A 16,887-nucleotide genomic window follows, 5' to 3' on the forward strand; every position below is an offset into this window, starting at 1 on the left:
GTTAAATATCCCTGTTAGAAAGCCGATGGCTGCCCTGTAAAAACGAAAAAATCGCATCTGCGGTTATGTCTCTCATCTGCTGCGTCGGACTCACCATTTGATGCTGGTTTTTACCGTACCCCCCGATCAGTCCCGGGTCGGTCGGACCGAAGAGGGTGATATTGGGGCGGTCCAGCGCTGCGGTTAAATGGCTTAATCCGGTATCCACGGATACGACGGCGTTGGCGCCTGCCAGTTGCGCGGCAACCTGAGCCAGCGTGAGTTTAGGTAACACTTCCACATTTGAAAAACCCGCGGCCAAACGCTCTGCGCGTTGCCTTTCGTGTTCTGCGCCCCACGGGAGTTTAATATGGATGCCGGTCGGTTGCATTAGCTCAATGAGTCTTCGCCAGTGTGATTCCGGCCAGTGCTTATCATCGCGCGTTGTGGCATGCAGAAAGACCAGATAGGGCGGTGTGTGCGTCTTCGCATCGCGCAAAAAATGTTGCGCAATAGCGTAATCACCCTGCGTGTCCGGTTTTGCATAGCCGAGGCTTTTCGCAAACAGCTCGCGGGTGCGCTCCACGGCGTGCTGCTGTTTCGCGATATGGTGGCGGCGATTATAGAACAGGCTCGCCAGCGGCTCGCGGGCGGTTTGCCAGTCCATACCGTGCTTTACGCCATGTGCCAGACGCGTGACCAGCGCGGCGCTTTTGACCAGACCCTGTGCGTCAATGATGGCATCGTAACGCTGCGCTTGCACCGCATCACGGAAGGCTTGACGTTCAGCCTTAATCGGTGCTGAGAACCACGCTTTACGCCAGCGGCGGATAGCAACCGGGATCACGCGGTCTACTGCTTCATGCCAGGTGGGGATCTGTGCGAAGCCCTCCTCCACCACCCAGTCAAAACGAATGCCGGGAATGGCCTGCATAGCGTCGGTGAGCGACGGCAGAGTATGCAGGACATCGCCCATGGAAGAGGTTTTAACGATCAATACCCGCATCCGTTATCCTTCTTCACTCAACAGCAGCTCGTTGAGCTCTTCAAGGACACGCTCGGGCGTGATGTCGATCAGGCTCTGGTGATAGCCTTCAGCCGCATCGCCTTTTCGCACCTTGTGATAACCGCTGATCAGACGTATGACGCGCGCTTTATGAGAAAGCGGTGGCGTAAAGTCAGGGCTGCTGGGGCCATACAGAGCAACCAGCGGCCGGTTGAGCGCAGCGGCGACGTGCATCAGGCCTGAGTCGTTGGTGACGACGGCTTTACAGGCGGCAAGTAAAACTACCGCCTGTTCCAGCTGGGTTTCCCCTGCCAGATTACGGCACCATGCCTGCTGTTCTGTATTCAGCGAAGCCAGAATTTCGTTACCCGCCTCGTGGTCTTTCGCCGAGCCAAACAACACGACCTGATTACCTTCATCGATCAGCTGTTTTGCCAGCTCAGCGTAATGATAATGCGGCCAGCGTTTTGCCGGGCCGAACTCTGCTCCCGGGCAGAAACCGATCATAGGGCGTTCTGATGAAATTCCAAACGCGTTGCAGGTGTGGGATTTCTCACCGTCGTTGACCTGGAGCTGGGGCCAGAGCAGCGGTTGCGGCAGATCTTTTGCGCTGCGCATCACGCCTTTGTCATAGGCCAGCGCGACGTAGCGCTCGACCATGAGTGGCCAAGCGTCTTTATCAAGCACGCGCGCGTCGTTTAGCAGACCGTAGCGCATTTCTCCACGCCAGCCGGTGCGATGGGGGACGCCCGCAAAGAAGGGTACCAGGGCGGATTTAAAGGAGTTAGGCAGGACATAGGCGCGGTCATAGCGCTTTTCGCGCAGGCTATGGCCGAGCTTGCGACGTTCACCAATTTCCAGCGCGCCGTGGCCGAGCGGCATTGGGATCGCCTCGTTAACTTCCGGCATACGCGATAACAACGGACGGCACCAGGCAGGTGCCATCACGTCAATTATCGCCTGGGGATAACGCGCCTTGAGCGTGCGATAGAGACTTTGCGACATCATCATGTCGCCCACCCATGACGGGCCGATCACCAGAATTTTCATACTTACGCGTCGCGGTTCAGCCAGGCCATATATTCCGTTACGCCTTCGGCAACGGTCTTGAACGGTTTGTCGTAACCCGCCGCACGCAGGTTGGTCAAATCCGCCTGCGTGAAGGCCTGGTAACGACCTTTCAGTTTGTCCGGGAACGGAATGTATTCAATGCTGCCTTTTTTGTGGTACGCCAGGGTGGCGTCCGCCACGGCCTGGAAGGATTCCGCACGGCCTGTCCCCAGGTTAAAGATACCGGAGACGCCGTTTTCCCAGAACCACAGGTTCACTGCCGCCACGTCGCCTACGTAGACGAAATCACGCTTGAAGCCGTCACTGCCTTCAAACAGTTTCGGGCTTTCGCCATTGTTCAGCTGCGTGTTCAGGTGGAACGCGACGCTTGCCATGCTCCCTTTGTGGCCTTCGCGCGGTCCGTACACGTTGAAGTAACGGAAACCCACAATCTGGGAATTGGCTTCAGGCAGAACCTGACGCACGTATTCATCGAACAGGAATTTGGAGTAGCCATAGACGTTCAGCGGCTGCTCATATTCGCGGGATTCGATAAAGTCTGACGTACGGCCACCGTAGGTTGCTGCAGAAGAGGCGTACAGGAACGGAATTTCACGCTCCAGGCAGTAATGCAGGATCTCTTTGGAGTACTGATAGTTATTGTCCATCATGTACTTGCCGTCCCACTCGGTGGTGGAAGAGCATGCACCTTCGTGGAAGATGGCTTCGATCTCGCCGAACTCTTCACCTGCCATAATCTGGATAAGGAAGTCTTCTTTATCCATATAGTCAGCGATGTTCAGATCCACCAGGTTTACAAACTTGGTGCCGTCTTTCAGGTTGTCCACCACCAGAATGTCGGTGATGCCTTTGTCATTGAGGGCCTTAACAATGTTGCTGCCGATAAAGCCCGCGCCGCCGGTAACGATGATCATAACTGTAACCTTTGAAGTGTGGAGTCCGGGGACAATCCCGGACGCTAATGTTCTTATCATATCATTAGTATGGCTGCCCTTCAGCCATTCACCGACATAGCGCAAGGGTACACGTGATTTATGCTGCAAAAACGAGAAGAGATAATGTGTCATCTCGTCATGGCGGCCAGGGTTGGGTAATATGTGCCAAAATTTGCCGAGTCTGGAGAATTGCAATGCGTGGTGATTTTTACAAACAGTTAAACAGCGACCTCGACACCGCACGTGCGGAAGGGTTGTTCAAAGAAGAGCGTATTATCACGTCTGCTCAGCAGGCGGAAATCACCGTTGCCGATGGCAGCCATGTGATCAACTTTTGTGCGAACAACTACTTAGGTCTTGCGAATCACCCTGAGCTGATTGCCGCGGCAAAACAAGGCATGGACACCCACGGTTTCGGTATGGCCTCCGTACGCTTTATCTGCGGTACGCAGGACAGCCATAAGCAGCTTGAGAAAAAGCTGGCGGACTTCCTGGGGATGGAAGATGCGATCCTGTACTCCTCGTGCTTCGACGCCAACGGTGGTCTGTTTGAGACGCTGCTCGGCGCAGAAGATGCGATTATCTCCGACGCCCTGAACCACGCTTCTATCATTGACGGTGTGCGCCTGTGTAAAGCGAAGCGCTTCCGCTACGCCAACAACGACATGGTTGAACTGGAAGCGCGCCTGAAAGAAGCACGTGAAGCAGGTGCCCGCCATGTGCTGATTGCCACAGACGGCGTGTTCTCTATGGATGGCGTGATTGCCAACCTGAAGGGCGTGTGCGACCTGGCAGACAAATACGATGCGCTGGTGATGGTTGATGATTCACACGCCGTCGGTTTTGTTGGTGAGAACGGCCGTGGATCTCACGAATACTGTGACGTAATGGGCCGCGTGGACATTATCACCGGTACGCTGGGTAAAGCGCTCGGCGGCGCGTCAGGGGGTTATACTGCTGCGCGTAAAGAGGTGGTTGAGTGGCTGCGCCAGCGTTCCCGTCCGTACCTGTTCTCCAACTCGCTGGCGCCGGCGATCGTTGCCGCATCCATTAAAGTCCTGGAAATGGTGGAGTCTGGCGCTGAGCTGCGCGACCGTCTGTGGTCAAACGCCCGCCTGTTCCGTGAAAAAATGGGTGCCGCAGGGTTTACGCTCGCCGGTGCCGATCACGCCATTATTCCGGTGATGCTGGGCGATGCGGTTGTGGCGCAGAATTTTGCCCGCGAGCTGCAGAAAGAAGGAATTTACGTTACCGGGTTCTTCTTCCCGGTGGTACCAAAAGGCCAGGCGCGTATCCGCACCCAGATGTCTGCGGCGCATTCGCCTGAACAAATTGAACGTGCGGTGGAAGCCTTTACCCGCATCAGCAAACAGCTGGGCGTAATTGCCTGAGGACGTGTGATGAAAGCGTTATCCAAACTGAAAGCGGAAGAAGGGATTTGGATGACCGACGTGCCGGAGCCGGAAGTCGGTCATAACGATCTGCTGATCAAAATTCGTAAAACCGCCATTTGCGGCACTGACGTTCATATCTATAACTGGGACCAGTGGTCGCAGAAAACCATTCCGGTACCGATGGTCGTGGGCCACGAATATGTCGGCGAAGTGGTGGGCATGGGTCAGGAAGTAAAAGGCTTCAACATTGGCGACCGCGTCTCGGGTGAAGGTCATATTACCTGTGGTCACTGCCGTAACTGCCGCGGTGGACGCACGCACCTGTGCCGTAACACAATCGGCGTGGGCGTGAACCGTCCGGGCTGCTTCGCAGAATACCTGGTGATCCCGGCATTTAACGCGTTCAAAATCCCGGACAACATTTCTGACGATCTGGCCTCTATCTTTGATCCCTTCGGCAACGCAGTACACACGGCGCTCTCTTTCGACCTGGTCGGCGAAGATGTGCTGGTTTCCGGCGCGGGTCCCATCGGGATTATGGCTGCCGCGGTGGCGAAGCATGTTGGTGCCCGCAATGTGGTGATTACCGATGTGAACGAGTATCGCCTGTCGCTGGCGCGCAAAATGGGTGTGACCCGCGCGGTGGATGTCTCTAAAGAGAGCCTAAGCGACGTGATGGAAGAGCTGGGCATGACCGAAGGTTTTGACGTGGGTCTTGAGATGTCCGGCGCACCACCGGCGTTTCGCACCATGCTGGACACCATGAACCACGGCGGACGTATTGCGATGCTGGGCATTCCACCGTCTGATATGTCTATCGACTGGAACAAGGTTATCTTCAAGGGGCTGTTCATCAAAGGTATCTACGGCCGCGAGATGTTCGAAACCTGGTACAAGATGGCGGCACTGATCCAGTCTGGTCTGGACCTGTCTCCGATTATCACCCATCGCTTCTCCATCGATGAGTTCCAGGAAGGCTTTGACGCGATGCGCTCTGGCCAGTCCGGGAAGGTTATCCTGAGCTGGGATTGAGAGTAAAAGCCGGCCGGATTTAAATCCGACCGGCTTTCATCACAGGTATTTATCTTTTTCTTCTATAACGCATTTGCCATCTAAAATATTCTTGGCTTCAGTGGCAATTAAATTTATGTCGATTTTTCTATCGTATTTATTGAAAATAAGCTGTTTTGCATTTTCGCCTATCGGGCCGAATATTTTATTGCCTTCGTAATTCTTATTATGATCAAGAAGCATTGAGTAATATATAGCTACGAGCTTTTTATCTAAAGCGCAGGCAATATGGACAATAGCGGTATCCACTGAAATGACAAGGTCTGCCTGCTTGATTAGCGCAACGGTGTCCCATAATGACGGGAAAATAGATACGGAAACTGCAGGATCCTGAATTTTTAATTTTTCAGTCTTTTTTCTTTCACCAACAATGAAAATATGATTATCTTTTGGTTCTGAAATTTTTGAAATTAGGCTTACTAATTGCTCGCGACTAAGACTTCGCTCATCTACACTGGCAAAGGGGTTGATTACGATCCACTTTTTTCCTTTAAAAGGAAGAAGATACTCATTAATAGTCTCTTCGTGGCTCGGTAACGCTGGTAAAGAGTAAGATAATTGTTTCGTTTGAATATTTAATGCAGTAAGCATCTTTTTCTGTGGATCAGTAATGTGAAAGTCTCCCTCCGCTGGCAGTTGTAAATTGTAGGGCTTATTAAGCCAGCCACCAAAACTCATCGCATATTTATATTGCGTTTTCTGCAGCAGTTGTACACTAAAGAGCTCTTTTCTTTTCATCCATGCATAAGGATTAATGATCAGGTCAGTCTCTATTTGTGGGGTGGAGTTTAACTCATTGATATCAATGATAAAAATCTCATCAATATCAACGATTTTTTCAAATAAAGCCCTGTTTCTTTCTTCTGCCGCGATCTGGACAATATACCCAGCCTTTTTCAGTTCTCTCCACATTCCGGTATGACAAACGGCATCACCAATCCCTAAATCTAAAAAAGGAAAGAGGATCCGTTTTACTGAGGAACTATCGAAAGGTTTGCCTCTTTTATCGGGAATATTTTTAGATAATTTATAGAGTTTAAGCCGACGTTTTAATTCATGAGTCTTATGATTTCGTTGGCGATTAAGTGCTTTAAAATAAAGGATGATTTTTTTCATTTGTTTGACAAACCACATTTTAAACATTCTGCTAACAGTATAAGCATAATGATAAGTAATGTGAACATCTATTTTAATGAGGAATTAATTTTTTGTTTAATAATTTCAAAGGGTTAGGGTGATTGGCGCGCTGTGCAGATCACTCTCTGCTGGTCAAACAGTGCTTTTTAGTGCCTGAATAAAGGTAAAAGTATGTTTACAGGCCTACTTTAAGGAATGAAGAGTATGGAATGGATGTCACAAAAGACGATTTTATTTATTATTTGCTGATTGTTTCGATATTCACTTAAATAGACTTTCCCTGCTACAATTGTGTAGGTCATTTTCGAAAAGAGTAAGGGAATGTTCAAGTTAACTGTTTGTTTACTCACCTGCAATTCAGCCAGGGTTCTTAACCATGTTCTGCCTCCTCTTCTTAAAATTGCAGATGAAATGATTGTTGTTGATTCCGGAAGTAAAGATAACACGCTATCCATTTGTGAAAGTTATAATTTAAGCCCTATCTATAGACAATATACGATGCATGGGGACCAAATGAACTATGCGGTGAGTCTTGCATCTCATGATTGGGTGTTATGCATGGATAGCGATGAAATCCTGGATGACCTGACTGTATCCTTTATTCTGAATCTGAAGAGTGGGGCTGAGCCTCCACCGGATCATGCCTGGCGTATTGCTCGACACTGGTACGTACTCGGAAAAGAAGTTCGTACTATCTATCCAGTATCGTCGCCAGATTTCCCTGTACGTCTTTTTAATCGCACCTGTGCAAGATTTAATCTCCGACCAGTAGATGACAAGGTGGAAGGTGAACTTAATGCTTTCATTATGGCTGGGCATGTACGCCATGATACCTTTTATGACCTGAATGAAGTGTTTAATAAGCTCAATAGCTATACAACAAGGCTGGTCAAATATCAGAAGATCCGCCCTTCAATTGGACGAGGCCTTATTAGTGCCATTGGGGCGTTTTTTAAATGGTATCTTTTCAGTGGTGCCTGGCGGCAGGGGAAAGTGGGCGTCGTGACGGGACTCTATGCAACGCTATACAGTTTTCTCAAATATTTCAAAGCCTGGTATCAGTTTGAGGATAAAAAATAGCCCGCATACAGGAAGTATACGGGCACTCATCTCGTTGCCATGCTCTGCCCGCCTGCGTTGGCGGGCCAATTATGCTTTTTTACCCCAGCCTTGCCATTGATGCTGCATATATTTCACTAAGGAACTCTGGCTGATACTTTCCCCTATCACGGTAAAGAATCGAGTAGCATATACAGGCTCTGGTGACTGCTTAGGCTTGCAAATTTTTACACCCCTGAATGGATTGCGCGGCTGCGTTACCGGTGGCTGTGCATTGCCAGGACGCGACGTATCAACCTGTGGCTCATTCAGCAGATCGCCTGGACGAACCAGCGTAATATCAGAGGGCAATGTCGGCAGCATCTGCTGCAGAACGCGAACGGTAGACGGGTGCGGGTGGCCGATAGCAATAGCCGAGCCATTGCGTCGTGCTAGCTGTACGGCGCGATTGAACTGCCCGCGGATATCCGCGTCGTTCTGGGTGTCATCGAGGAACACCTTGCGCTTTATTACCTTCACGCCTGTACCCTGCGCGGCACGCATCGCCTGGCTGTTGCCGATGGTCATGCTGTCGAGGAAATAGAGGTTATAGCGTTCCAGCGACTGCATCACTTTGAGCATCCCGTACAGGCTGGAGGTCATCGCGCTGCCCATGTGGTTGTTCAGCCCGACGGCGTACGGCACTTTATTGTAAGCATCGCGAATGATGCGATCGATCTCATCGCTGCTCATATCAGGGCGCAAAGTATCTTTTTCCAGCGGCTGCTTGCTGAGCGGTGCCATCGGCAGATGGATGAGAACCTGATGGCCGCTGTTATGCGCTTTGATCGCCATTTCACGCGCGTGCGGCGCATTCGGGAGGATGGCGACAGAGATGGCGGCCGGCATAGCCAGCACCTGATTCTCGGTGTGCGGACGATAACCGAAGTCATCAATCACTATCGCGAGTTTGCCAGCGTAGACCGGTGCTGCCAGCGCCAGTGCACTGGCGAAGGAGAGAACAATTCGACGAAATTGAAGCAAAACTTATCTTCCCAACCACGGCTGTGGATTGACCGCCTGACCCTGGCGACGAATTTCGAAATAGAGTGACGGGCGGCCCTGACCGCCACTGCTGCCCACGAGGGCGATGGGTTGGCCGGCGCGCACCTGAGTACCAACGCTGACCAGTGCGCTCTGGTTGTAGCCGTAAAGGCTCATATCGCCTTTACCGTGTTCCACCACTACCACAAGCCCGTAACCCTGCAGCCAGTCGGCCAGAATCACACGGCCATCGGCGATGGCTTTTACTTCGCTACCTTCAGACGCACCGATAACTATCCCTTTCCAACGTAGTTCACCCTGCAGCTGTTCGCCATAGCGATGCAGAATTGTACCGCGCACGGGCCAGTAAGCCTGACCACGAGGGGAGCCTAAACCGCCGGTACGTGACATCAGGGAGCGTTCGCTTTCGCTTGGCTTGTAGGTCGTACCTTTGCGTGAGGCTTCCTGCTGCTTGTCGCGTACGGCCTGCGCTTCGCGGGCCTCTTTTTCGGCGCGCGCTTTCGCCGCCGCTTCCGCGCGGGCGATACTGTTACGCAGTTTCGATTCGTTGGCGCGCATTTCGCTCAGCTGGCTTTGGCCTTGCTGAATAGAGGACTCGAGACCGGAAAGGGTTTTCTTGCGCTCGTTGCGGGCCTGCTCGAGCTTCGCTTGTTGCGCCTGCTGTTCGTAGAGCAGCGTCTGTTGCTGGCTCTGCTTCTCTTCGAGCTCGGCTTTTTGCGTGGTGACCTCTTCGCGCGTCTGTTTCAGCTGCGCGATAGTCTCCTGACGCGCCTGGTTCAGATAACCAAAGTAGGCCTGCAGACGCTGACCGCGCTGGCTCTCTTCACCGCTGAGGATCAACTGAAGGCCCGTGTGCTCACCCTGGCGGAAAGCAGCATCAAGCTGTGCGGCAAGGTTGCGTTCCTGGGCATCACGCTGGCGTTCCAGTTTGGCAATCGACGCGTTCATTTCGTCGATCTGTTTATTCAACTGGGCGAGGGTGTTTTGCGTTTCACGTAATTTACGTGCGGCAGCGGAGATGGCTTCTTCCTGCTGCTTAAGCTGAGCGAGCAGAGCAGAGCGTTGCTGCTGTTGCTGGCGTACCGCACGCTCTTTCGCGGCGATATCGGCCTGAATGGATTTCAGCTGGTCACGGTCATCCGCGTGGGCGGATGCGGCGCACAGCAATACGCCAGCGCTGAGTGCGCTGGCGCAAAGCAGAGGTCTGACTGATAACCTAAGCGGCTTCACGACCCATGTGATTGAAAAAATCGCCTTTCCCCTCATGGGGAGCGATTATTCCACGATGAACAGCGGCTTACCAGTCATCTCTTCAGGGATCTCCATGCCCATCAGCGACAACATGGTTGGCGCGATGTCGGAAAGCTTGCCGCCTTCCACTGCTTTCAGTGATTTATCACCCACATAAATCAGCGGAACAGGCAGGTTGGTGTGAGCGGTGTGCGCCTGGCCGGTTGCCGGGTCGCGCATCTGTTCTGCGTTACCGTGGTCAGCGGTGATGAGCAGCTGGCCACCAACGGATTCAACCGCTTTCGCGACCTGGTCAACACAGTGATCCAGCGCTTCAACCGCTTTTACGGCGGCTTCCATCACGCCGGTATGACCCACCATGTCGCCGTTCGGGTAGTTACAGATGATGGTGTCGTATTTGCCGCTTTCGATTGCCGCAACCAGTTTTTCAGTCAGCTCGGCAGAGCTCATTTCTGGCTGCAGATCGTAGGTGGCCACTTTGGGTGAGTTAATCAGAATGCGATCTTCGCCTTTGAACGGCTCTTCAACACCGCCGTTAAAGAAGAAGGTGACGTGGGCATATTTCTCGGTTTCGGAGATACGCAGCTGTGTCTTGTCGTTCTTCGCCATCCACTCGCCGAAGGTATTGGCCAGTGATGCGGGTGGATAAGCGCATGGCGCATTGATGTCAGCGGCGTATTCGGTCAGCTGAATAAAGTCGATCTTCACCACTTTCTTACGGGTGAAACCGTCGAAATCATTGTTCACGAACGCACGGGTGATTTCACGCGCGCGGTCAGCACGGAAGTTCATGAAGATCAGCGCGTCGCCGTCTTCCATGGCGGCATCAGCCTGGCCTTCAGCACGAATGACGGTTGCTTTCACGAATTCATCGTTTTCATCACGCGCGTAAGCGGCTTCCAGACCTTCCACCGCGGTCGCGAACTGGAATTCACCTTTTGCCAGCGTCATCAGGTCATAGGCCTGTTCAACGCGATCCCAACGGTTGTCGCGGTCCATTGCGTAGTAGCGCCCGATGATAGAGGCCACACGTCCTTTGCCAAGCGCGGCGAATTTGTTTTCGAAGGAGGCCAGTGAACCTTTTGCGCTGCGTGGTGGCGTATCACGACCGTCCAGGAAAGCGTGCAGATAGATTTTTTCTGCGCCGCGCTCAGCCGCCAGTTCAACCATCGCCATGATGTGATCTTCGTGGCTGTGTACGCCACCGGCGGAGAGCAGACCCATGATATGAACTGCTTTACCGGCCGCGACGGCTCTGTCCACCGCGCCGCAAAGTGCTGGGTTGTTGAAGAAGGTACGTTCTTTGATTTCAACGTCCAGACGCGTCAGGTCCTGATACACGATACGACCTGCACCCAGGTTTACGTGGCCAACTTCGGAGTTGCCCATCTGACGATCTGGCAGACCCACTTCCAGCCCGGACGCATCAATCAGGGTGTGGGGACGTTTTGCCCACAGCGCGTCCATCACCGGCGTTTTGGCGTTGAAAATGGCGTTATCCTGTTGATCTTCACGGTAGCCATAGCCATCCAGAATCACCAGTACCATAGGTTTTTTAGAAACCGACATTGCGACAACCTCATGCTCAAGAATCAAAATTTGCGTAATTTTACTACAGCTGAATCGATCAAATAGCCGCAGAAGATCAAAGAAAGCGCAGGGGCAAGGTGCTTAGCGGACGCTTTTGAGGCAATTTTTTAGGTGGCAGGCCTCAGAAAATGGATTAGGTTATGGTCGCTGGCTGTATTTGCCACAACGCACAGGTATACTCCTGTCCTGGTTTTTTTAATCACTAAGTCGGAGTAGTTACCCTCCATGCAAGAAATTATGCAATTCGTTAGCCGCCATCCGGTTCTGAGCATCGCGTGGATTGGCCTGCTGGCTGCTGTGCTGTTCACCACATTTAAAGGCCTGACGTCTAAGATTAAGGTTATCACCCGTGGTGAAGCGACGCGTCTGATTAACAAAGAAGATGCCGTCGTGGTCGATCTGCGTCAGCGTGACGATTTCCGTAAAGGTCACATTGCTGGTGCTATCAACCTGTTACCTGCTGAAATCAAAGCAAACAACGTTGGTGAGCTTGAGAAACATAAAGCCCAGCCGATTATCGTTGTTGACGCGACCGGTATGCAGGCGCAGGAATCTGCCAGCGCGCTGCATAAAGCAGGCTTCGAAAACGTAACGGTTCTGAAAGAAGGTATTTCCGGCTGGAGCGGGGAAAATCTTCCTTTGGTTCGCGGTAAATAAGGAGTTCAGTAATGGCCAATATCGAGATCTACACCAAAGCAACGTGCCCGTTCTGCCACCGTGCAAAAGCGCTTCTGAACAGCAAAGGCGTAGCGTTCAAAGAACTGCCGATTGACGGTGACGCGATTAAACGCGAAGAGATGATCCAACGTAGTGGTCGTACGACGGTTCCGCAGATTTTTATTGATGCGCAGCACATTGGCGGCTGTGATGACTTGTATGCGCTCGATGCCCGTGGTGGACTCGATCCGCTGCTGAGCTAAGAGACTTTAGGACAATTAAAAAGGGTTTTTCCATGTCAGAACAAAACAACACCGAAATGACTTTCCAGATCCAGCGTATCTACACCAAGGATGTCTCTTTCGAAGCGCCAAATGCGCCACACGTTTTCCAGAAAGATTGGCAGCCAGAGGTTAAACTTGATCTTGATACCGCATCTACCCAACTGGCGGATGACGTGTATGAAGTCGTACTGCGTGTGACTGTTACTGCCTCTCTGGGCGAAGAGACTGCATTCCTGTGTGAAGTTCAGCAGGGCGGCATCTTCTCCATCGGCGGCATCGAAGGCAACCAGATGGCGCACTGCCTGGGTGCATACTGCCCGAACATTCTGTTCCCGTATGCTCGCGAATGCATCACCAGCCTGGTTTCTCGCGGTACATTCCCGCAACTGAACCTTGCGCCAGTTAACTTTGATGCGCTGTTCATGAACTATCTGCAGCAGCAAGCTGGCGAAGGTACTGAACAACATCAGGATGCCTGATGAGCACTCTTAATGCGTCAATGACTGTGATCGGTGCCGGCTCATACGGCACCGCTCTTGCCATCACGCTGGCAAGAAATGGTCACGAAGTGGTTCTCTGGGGCCACGACCCAAAACATATCGCGACGCTGCAACGGGACCGTTGCAACGTGGCGTTCCTCCCGGACGTTCCGTTCCCAGACTCCCTGCACCTTGAAAGTGACCTTGCGACCGCGCTGGCGGCCAGCCGCAACATTCTGATTGTGGTGCCGAGCCATGTGTTTGGCGAAGTGCTGCGCCAGATCAAGCCGCTGATGCGTCCTGATGCGCGCATTGTATGGGCCACCAAAGGGCTGGAAGCCGAAACCGGACGCCTGTTGCAGGATGTCGCCCGCGAAGCGCTGGGTGATGACATCCCGCTGGCGGTTATCTCGGGGCCGACGTTTGCTAAAGAGCTGGCCGCTGGCCTGCCGACGGCGATCTCGCTGGCATCAACCGATCAGGCCTTCTCCGACGATCTTCAGCATCTGCTGCACTGCGGTAAAAGCTTCCGCGTTTACAGCAACCCCGATTTTATCGGTGTACAGCTGGGCGGTGCGGTGAAGAACGTGATTGCGATCGGCGCCGGAATGTCCGACGGGATTGGCTTTGGTGCCAACGCACGTACCGCACTGATTACGCGTGGCTTAACCGAGATGTCCCGCCTTGGCGCAGCACTGGGTGCCGATCCGACCACCTTCATGGGCATGGCGGGCCTGGGCGATCTGGTGCTGACCTGTACCGACAACCAGTCCCGTAACCGCCGCTTTGGCATGATGCTCGGTGAGGGCATGGATGTGAAAGGCGCGCAGGAGAAGATTGGTCAGGTGGTTGAAGGCTATCGCAATACCAAAGAAGTTCGCGAATTGGCGCACCGTTTTGGTGTCGAAATGCCAATAACCGAGGAAATTTATCAGGTATTGTATTGCGGAAAAAATGCGCGCGAGGCAGCATTGACCTTATTAGGTCGTTCGCGCAAGGATGAGCGCAGCAGTAACTAGTCGCAGGGATTCTTGTTAGCACTATGACCCGGCCAGCACAGAACTGGCCGGTCATTAACATGTCGTCTGGAGTAAGCAATGCCGTGTGAAGAACTGGATATCGTCTGGAACAATATTAAAGCTGAAGCCCGGGCTTTGGCTGACTGCGAGCCAATGCTGGCCAGTTTCTATCATGCGACGCTACTCAAGCACGAAAACCTCGGCAGCGCCCTGAGCTATATGCTCGCCAATAAACTGGCTTCCTCGATTATGCCCGCCATCGCCATTCGTGAAGTGGTGGAAGAGGCCTATGCCGCTGACCCTGAAATGATCGCTTCTGCCGCCTGTGATATCCAGGCCGTGCGCACGCGTGACCCGGCGGTGGACAAATACTCTACGCCGTTGCTGTATCTGAAGGGCTTTCATGCCTTGCAGGCGTATCGCATCGGCCACTGGCTGTGGAATGAAGGCCGCCGCGCGCTGGCTATCTTCCTGCAAAACCAGGTTTCCGTGACCTTCCAGGTGGATATTCACCCGGCCGCGAAAATTGGCCGCGGGATCATGCTAGACCATGCCACCGGCATTGTCGTCGGTGAAACCGCGGTGATTGAAGATGACGTTTCGATTCTGCAGTCGGTCACGTTAGGCGGTACCGGTAAAACCAGCGGCGATCGCCATCCGAAAATCCGTGAAGGGGTGATGATTGGCGCGGGCGCCAAGATCCTTGGCAACATCGAAGTGGGTCGTGGTGCGAAGATTGGCGCCGGTTCGGTTGTTCTGCAGCCTGTTCCGCCGCACACGACCGCCGCTGGCGTACCGGCACGTATTGTCGGTAAACCAGACAGCGACAAACCGTCGATGGATATGGATCAGCACTTCAACGGTATTCACCATACGTTTGAGTATGGTGACGGTATTTAACTTCTGAGAATGGCGCCCGGGTATCCCAGCTGGCGCCATGCTTCATACACCACCACCGACACCGCATTTGACAGGTTCATGCTGCGGCTGTCCGGCATCATCGGAATACGAATCTTCTGCTCAGCGGGCAGGGCATCAAGAATGGTGGCCGGCAGGCCGCGCGTTTCCGGGCCAAACATCAGATAATCACCGTCCTGATAGCGCACGGCGCTATGTGCCGGCGTGCCTTTGGTGGTCAGGGCGAACATGCGCTGTGGGTTTTCGCTTTCCAGAAACGCGGCGTAATCATGATGGCGAACCACGGCCGTAAATTCATGATAATCCAGCCCCGCGCGGCGCAGACGTTTGTCGTCCCACGTAAAACCCATCGGCTCGATGATATGCAGACGAAAACCGGTGTTGGCGCACAGGCGGATAATATTGCCGGTATTCGGCGGAATTTCTGGTTCGAATAAAACGATGTTAAGCATGCTGCCCCCTTAATTGCGGGGGCAGAATAGCAGAAACCGGGCCGCTTATGCGACGCCGAGATCCTGCGAGCGGCAACGGAGCATTTTGTAGAAGGTTGCCGCGGCCGCCAGCAGGGCGGGCAGGCTAAGGATCATCAAAATGCTGTCTGCCTGCCACTGCATGGAGAGAAGCTGCGCGCTGGTCATGGTGCCCGCCACGCCACCAAAGCGGCCAATGCCCTGCATCCAGGCAATGCCCGTTGCGCGACACTCGGTAGGATAAAAGGTGGCTGCCAGCGTCTGCATTCCCGATTGCGCGCCGTTCATCGCGATCCCCATCAGGAAAATCAAGCCGCCAAACAGGGCGATATGGTTATGTTCAATGCCGAGCGCCAGAATGAGCAGCATGGTCAGGACAAAGCCACCTGCGACCACTTTGTGTGCCTCCCAGCGATCCATCATCCAGCCCGCGAGAAGGATGCCTGCGGTACCGCCGAAGGTGAACAGCGAGGTGAGCCATGCGGATTCCGCGAGGGGATAGCCCATCCCCAGCATCAGCGTCGGCATCCAGCTAAGCAGGACGTAATAAATCACCAGCCCCATAAAATAGGTTACCCATAGCATCAGGGTGCCGGGCAGCCAGGGCTGTGAAAACAGCTGTGCTACGCTCCCTTTTTTGGCGGCGACCCGATCCTCTGCGAGGAAGAAACCGGTGACGCCATCGAGGGTCGTGCGGGCGAAACGGCTGGCGATACGGCGGATCTGCATCACGTCTTTCCCGCGCTGCACCAGGTACTTTACCGATTCCGGTAAAAACAGCATCAGCAGCAGCGTTAATATCAGCGGTGCTATCGCGCCGGTCAGCAGTACGCTTCGCCAGCCATGATGCGGGATAAGCCAGGACGATATCGCCCCACCGCCGGCCGCGCCCAGCGGGAAGCCGCAGTACATGGTATTAATCGCCATGGCGCGACAGCGCTGAGGGGCAAACTCTGAGATGAGGGTGATGGCGTTCGGCATGGCGGCACCCAGCCCCAGGCCCGTCAGAAACCGCCATAGCGACAGGGTGTTAAGGCTTTGCGCCCAGGCCGTCCCCAGGCTTGAAAGGCCGAAGAACAGACAAGAAAAGACCAGTACGCGCTTGCGGCCTATCCGGTCCGATACCGGGCCTGCGACCAGCGCTCCCAGCGACAGCCCGAGCAGTGCTGCGCTCAGTACCGGTCCCAGATCCTGTTTGTGTATGCCCCATTCTGCCGACAGCGTGGGCGCAATGTAGCCCATTGCTGCGGTATCGAAACCATCGATCGCCAGCACCAGAAAGCCCAGCACGATGAGCACCCAGTGAAACCCGGAAAAGGGACTGTCGTCGATCACCTGCTGAATATCCACCTGACCTGAATATCTCATACGCTCCCCTCTGATGTTATGGTGTTTTTGTGTTCTTGTATTTGCTTGTCTATACAATTGCGTGCGGCACAGGTATGTCAAATTTTCTTATCCAATATGTTACCTAGATGTTATTTTTGACAAAAAAAAGCGCCCGAGGGGAGTTCGGACGCGAG

Annotated in this window: 17 protein-coding genes; 8 read left to right on the forward strand and 9 right to left on the reverse strand. The window is 53.4% G+C overall.

Features of this window, described 5'->3' with window-relative positions:
• Position 1: 1 nt before the first annotated feature.
• From rfaC to rfaD, 3 genes are read right to left on the reverse strand one after another with little or no spacing between them, the layout of a single operon-like run.
• Entirely contained in the window at positions 2 to 985 is a 984-nt protein-coding gene (gene rfaC / locus AM379_RS08650; RefSeq protein WP_032679328.1) for a lipopolysaccharide heptosyltransferase RfaC, read from the reverse strand.
• A gap of 3 nt (positions 986 to 988) precedes the next feature.
• Entirely contained in the window at positions 989 to 2,035 is a 1,047-nt protein-coding gene (rfaF, locus tag AM379_RS08655) for an ADP-heptose--LPS heptosyltransferase RfaF (protein ID WP_020882677.1), read from the reverse strand.
• A gap of 2 nt (positions 2,036 to 2,037) precedes the next feature.
• Complete coding sequence (gene rfaD / locus AM379_RS08660; RefSeq protein WP_008502707.1) at positions 2,038 to 2,970, reverse strand: ADP-glyceromanno-heptose 6-epimerase; 933 nt, start codon at positions 2,968 to 2,970, stop codon at positions 2,038 to 2,040.
• A gap of 215 nt (positions 2,971 to 3,185) precedes the next feature.
• On the opposite strand from rfaD, the gene kbl reads away from it, so the two are divergent.
• Positions 3,186 to 4,382, forward strand: coding sequence for a glycine C-acetyltransferase (gene kbl / locus AM379_RS08665; protein ID WP_106503607.1), 1,197 nt, complete (start codon positions 3,186 to 3,188; stop codon positions 4,380 to 4,382).
• A gap of 9 nt (positions 4,383 to 4,391) precedes the next feature.
• Positions 4,392 to 5,417 carry an L-threonine 3-dehydrogenase gene (gene tdh / locus AM379_RS08670; RefSeq protein WP_020882675.1) on the forward strand — a complete coding sequence of 342 codons (1,026 nt, stop codon included), beginning with the start codon at positions 4,392 to 4,394 and terminating at the stop codon, positions 5,415 to 5,417.
• A 39-nt stretch (positions 5,418 to 5,456) separates the two neighbouring features.
• Here the strand turns inward: tdh and AM379_RS08675 are convergent, their stop codons facing one another.
• Positions 5,457 to 6,590 (reverse strand): glycosyltransferase family 9 protein, encoded by a 1,134-nt coding sequence (locus AM379_RS08675; RefSeq protein WP_236900326.1) that lies wholly within the window; start codon positions 6,588 to 6,590, stop codon positions 5,457 to 5,459.
• Positions 6,591 to 6,914: 324 nt separating this feature from the next.
• Between AM379_RS08675 and AM379_RS08680 the strand changes: the two genes are divergently transcribed.
• Positions 6,915 to 7,673 carry a glycosyltransferase family 2 protein gene (locus AM379_RS08680; protein ID WP_032679753.1) on the forward strand — a complete coding sequence of 253 codons (759 nt, stop codon included), beginning with the start codon at positions 6,915 to 6,917 and terminating at the stop codon, positions 7,671 to 7,673.
• A 69-nt stretch (positions 7,674 to 7,742) separates the two neighbouring features.
• On the opposite strand, the gene AM379_RS08685 is transcribed toward AM379_RS08680, so the two are convergent.
• Genes AM379_RS08685 through gpmM form a run of 3 tightly spaced genes read right to left on the reverse strand, consistent with a single transcriptional unit; the run spans position 7,743 to position 11,516 of the window.
• Entirely contained in the window at positions 7,743 to 8,675 is a 933-nt protein-coding gene (locus AM379_RS08685; RefSeq protein WP_032679330.1) for a divergent polysaccharide deacetylase family protein, read from the reverse strand.
• Positions 8,676 to 8,678: 3 nt separating this feature from the next.
• Entirely contained in the window at positions 8,679 to 9,938 is a 1,260-nt protein-coding gene (gene envC / locus AM379_RS08690) for a murein hydrolase activator EnvC (protein WP_025206449.1), read from the reverse strand.
• A 33-nt stretch (positions 9,939 to 9,971) separates the two neighbouring features.
• Positions 9,972 to 11,516 (reverse strand): 2,3-bisphosphoglycerate-independent phosphoglycerate mutase, encoded by a 1,545-nt coding sequence (gpmM, locus tag AM379_RS08695; protein ID WP_106503608.1) that lies wholly within the window; start codon positions 11,514 to 11,516, stop codon positions 9,972 to 9,974.
• A gap of 246 nt (positions 11,517 to 11,762) precedes the next feature.
• Between gpmM and AM379_RS08700 the strand changes: the two genes are divergently transcribed.
• The 5 genes from AM379_RS08700 to cysE all read left to right on the forward strand — a co-directional run bounded on the left by AM379_RS08700 (position 11,763) and on the right by cysE (position 14,876).
• Entirely contained in the window at positions 11,763 to 12,194 is a 432-nt protein-coding gene (locus tag AM379_RS08700) for a rhodanese-like domain-containing protein (protein ID WP_014168077.1), read from the forward strand.
• A gap of 11 nt (positions 12,195 to 12,205) precedes the next feature.
• On the forward strand, positions 12,206 to 12,457 hold the full coding sequence (gene grxC / locus AM379_RS08705; RefSeq protein WP_014168078.1) for a glutaredoxin 3: 252 nt from the start codon (positions 12,206 to 12,208) through the stop codon (positions 12,455 to 12,457).
• Positions 12,458 to 12,489: 32 nt separating this feature from the next.
• The gene (gene secB, locus AM379_RS08710) at positions 12,490 to 12,957 is read left to right on the forward strand and encodes a protein-export chaperone SecB (RefSeq protein ID WP_014168079.1); all 468 of its coding nucleotides are present in this window, start codon (positions 12,490 to 12,492) and stop codon (positions 12,955 to 12,957) included.
• Entirely contained in the window at positions 12,957 to 13,976 is a 1,020-nt protein-coding gene (gene gpsA, locus AM379_RS08715; protein ID WP_014168080.1) for an NAD(P)H-dependent glycerol-3-phosphate dehydrogenase, read from the forward strand. Before secB ends, gpsA begins: the two co-directional genes overlap by 1 nt.
• A gap of 78 nt (positions 13,977 to 14,054) precedes the next feature.
• A complete protein-coding gene (gene cysE / locus AM379_RS08720) occupies positions 14,055 to 14,876 on the forward strand; it encodes a serine O-acetyltransferase (RefSeq protein WP_008502718.1) in 822 nt (273 codons plus the stop codon).
• Here the strand turns inward: cysE and trmL are convergent.
• Together trmL and AM379_RS08730 are read right to left on the reverse strand one after the other, a co-directional pair.
• On the reverse strand, positions 14,873 to 15,346 hold the full coding sequence (gene trmL, locus AM379_RS08725; protein WP_014168081.1) for a tRNA (uridine(34)/cytosine(34)/5-carboxymethylaminomethyluridine(34)-2'-O)-methyltransferase TrmL: 474 nt from the start codon (positions 15,344 to 15,346) through the stop codon (positions 14,873 to 14,875). The two genes, cysE and trmL, sit on opposite strands and share 4 nt — an antisense overlap.
• Positions 15,347 to 15,391: 45 nt before the next feature.
• The gene (locus AM379_RS08730) at positions 15,392 to 16,732 is read right to left on the reverse strand and encodes an MFS transporter (protein ID WP_106503609.1); all 1,341 of its coding nucleotides are present in this window, start codon (positions 16,730 to 16,732) and stop codon (positions 15,392 to 15,394) included.
• Positions 16,733 to 16,887: the final 155 nt, after the last annotated feature.

Source organism: Enterobacter cloacae complex sp. FDA-CDC-AR_0132, assembly GCF_003010695.1.
In the GTDB taxonomy this organism is placed as follows: Bacteria; Pseudomonadota; Gammaproteobacteria; order Enterobacterales; family Enterobacteriaceae; genus Enterobacter; species Enterobacter ludwigii.

Coding starts and splice junctions, on each gene's coding strand:
- rfaC (WP_032679328.1), bottom strand. CDS start 985: ATGCGGGTATTGATCGTTAAAACCTCTTCCATGGGCGATGTCCTGCAT.
- rfaF (WP_020882677.1), bottom strand. CDS start 2,035: ATGAAAATTCTGGTGATCGGCCCGTCATGGGTGGGCGACATGATGATG.
- rfaD (WP_008502707.1), bottom strand. CDS start 2,970: ATGATCATCGTTACCGGCGGCGCGGGCTTTATCGGCAGCAACATTGTT.
- kbl (WP_106503607.1), top strand. CDS start 3,186: ATGCGTGGTGATTTTTACAAACAGTTAAACAGCGACCTCGACACCGCA.
- tdh (WP_020882675.1), top strand. CDS start 4,392: ATGAAAGCGTTATCCAAACTGAAAGCGGAAGAAGGGATTTGGATGACC.
- AM379_RS08675 (WP_236900326.1), bottom strand. CDS start 6,590: ATGTGGTTTGTCAAACAAATGAAAAAAATCATCCTTTATTTTAAAGCA.
- AM379_RS08680 (WP_032679753.1), top strand. CDS start 6,915: ATGTTCAAGTTAACTGTTTGTTTACTCACCTGCAATTCAGCCAGGGTT.
- gpmM (WP_106503608.1), bottom strand. CDS start 11,516: ATGTCGGTTTCTAAAAAACCTATGGTACTGGTGATTCTGGATGGCTAT.
- AM379_RS08700 (WP_014168077.1), top strand. CDS start 11,763: ATGCAAGAAATTATGCAATTCGTTAGCCGCCATCCGGTTCTGAGCATC.
- grxC (WP_014168078.1), top strand. CDS start 12,206: ATGGCCAATATCGAGATCTACACCAAAGCAACGTGCCCGTTCTGCCAC.
- secB (WP_014168079.1), top strand. CDS start 12,490: ATGTCAGAACAAAACAACACCGAAATGACTTTCCAGATCCAGCGTATC.
- gpsA (WP_014168080.1), top strand. CDS start 12,957: ATGAGCACTCTTAATGCGTCAATGACTGTGATCGGTGCCGGCTCATAC.
- cysE (WP_008502718.1), top strand. CDS start 14,055: ATGCCGTGTGAAGAACTGGATATCGTCTGGAACAATATTAAAGCTGAA.
- trmL (WP_014168081.1), bottom strand. CDS start 15,346: ATGCTTAACATCGTTTTATTCGAACCAGAAATTCCGCCGAATACCGGC.
- AM379_RS08730 (WP_106503609.1), bottom strand. CDS start 16,732: ATGAGATATTCAGGTCAGGTGGATATTCAGCAGGTGATCGACGACAGT.